The 1,309-nt window shown below is 60.8% G+C and carries 1 protein-coding gene; it reads left to right on the top strand.

The window, feature by feature from the left end; all coding sequences use genetic code 11:
* A partial coding sequence (locus PY650_RS36445; RefSeq protein ID WP_285884944.1) for an efflux RND transporter permease subunit occupies positions 1-1,309 on the top strand: 1,309 nt, incomplete at both ends.

Genomic DNA, 1,309 nt, shown 5'->3' on the forward strand with positions numbered 1-1,309 from the left:
AGTCCTCCTCTTCGCTGGATCAATCGTCGGCTTGTCGATGGTTCAACAGCAGTTTTTTCCGAGCTCCGACCGTCCGGAACTGATTGTCGACTGGAACCTACCGCAGAACAGCTCGATCGCCGAAACGAGCCGTCAGATGGCCCAGTTCGAGCATGAGATGCTGACCGGCAATCCCGGCGTCGACCACTGGTCGACCTATGTCGGGAGAGGCGCGCCGCGCTTCGTCCTATCGTTTGACGTGCAACCGGCAGACGTGTCCTTCGGTCAAACGATCATCGTCACAAAGGATCTCGACGTTCGAGATAAGCTGAAGCGGCAGATGGAAACCTACCTTCAAAAGACTTTTCCAGGAACGGACGCCTATGTGAAACTACTGGACATCGGCCCTCCGGTTGGCAAGCCGGTCCAGTACCGTGTGTCCGGTGAAAATCTGCAGACGGTGCGCGACCTGGCCCAGAAACTGGGCTCGATCGTCGGCACCCATCCTTCCCTTAGGAACATTGCCTTCGATTGGAACGAGCCCGCCCGCGTCGTCAAGATCGACGTGTTGCAGGACAAGGCGAGACAGCTCGGCGTATCTTCCCAAGACATCGCGATGGCGCTCAACACCGTCGTACAGGGAAATGCCGTGACGCAGGTTCGGGACGACATTTATTTGGTCGACGTCATCGGCCGTGCCGCCCAAAAGGAGCGCGGCTCAATAGACACCCTACTTGACCTGCAACTGCAGAGCAGCAGCGGCCAGTCCGTTCCGCTGTCTTCGGTCGCGACCTTCCACTACGAGCTCGAGCAGCCGACGATCTGGCGGCGCGATAGGGTTCCGACCATCACGATCAAGGCCGGGATCGGCGATGCGACGCAGCCGGCGACGATTGTGAAGGCGCTCTCCGACAAGGTTGCGGCCTTTGAAAAGACGCTGCCGGCCGGATATTCCGTCAAGGTCGGCGGCGCGGTTGAGGAAAGCGCCAAGTCGCAGGGCCCGATTGCCAAGGTGGCGCCTGCCATGCTCGTCATCATGGCGACGCTGCTGATGATCCAACTTCAGAGTTTCCACCGGCTGCTCCTGGTCTTCTCGGTGGCCCCGCTGGCGCTCATCGGCGTCGTCGTGGCGCTGCTTGTCAGCAACTCGCCGCTTGGATTCGTCGCGCTCCTCGGCGTGCTCGCCCTCGTCGGTATTCTCATCCGCAACTCAGTGATCCTGATCGTCCAAATCGAGGAACTGCGTGCAGAGGGGATGTCGGCATGGAAGGCGGTGGTGGAGGCGACCGAGCACCGCATGCGGCCGATCATGCTGACGGCGGCCGCCGCG

It is taken from the genome of Martinezella calliandrae (assembly GCF_030272695.1).
GTDB classification, from domain to species: domain Bacteria; phylum Pseudomonadota; class Alphaproteobacteria; order Rhizobiales; family Rhizobiaceae; genus Rhizobium; species Rhizobium calliandrae.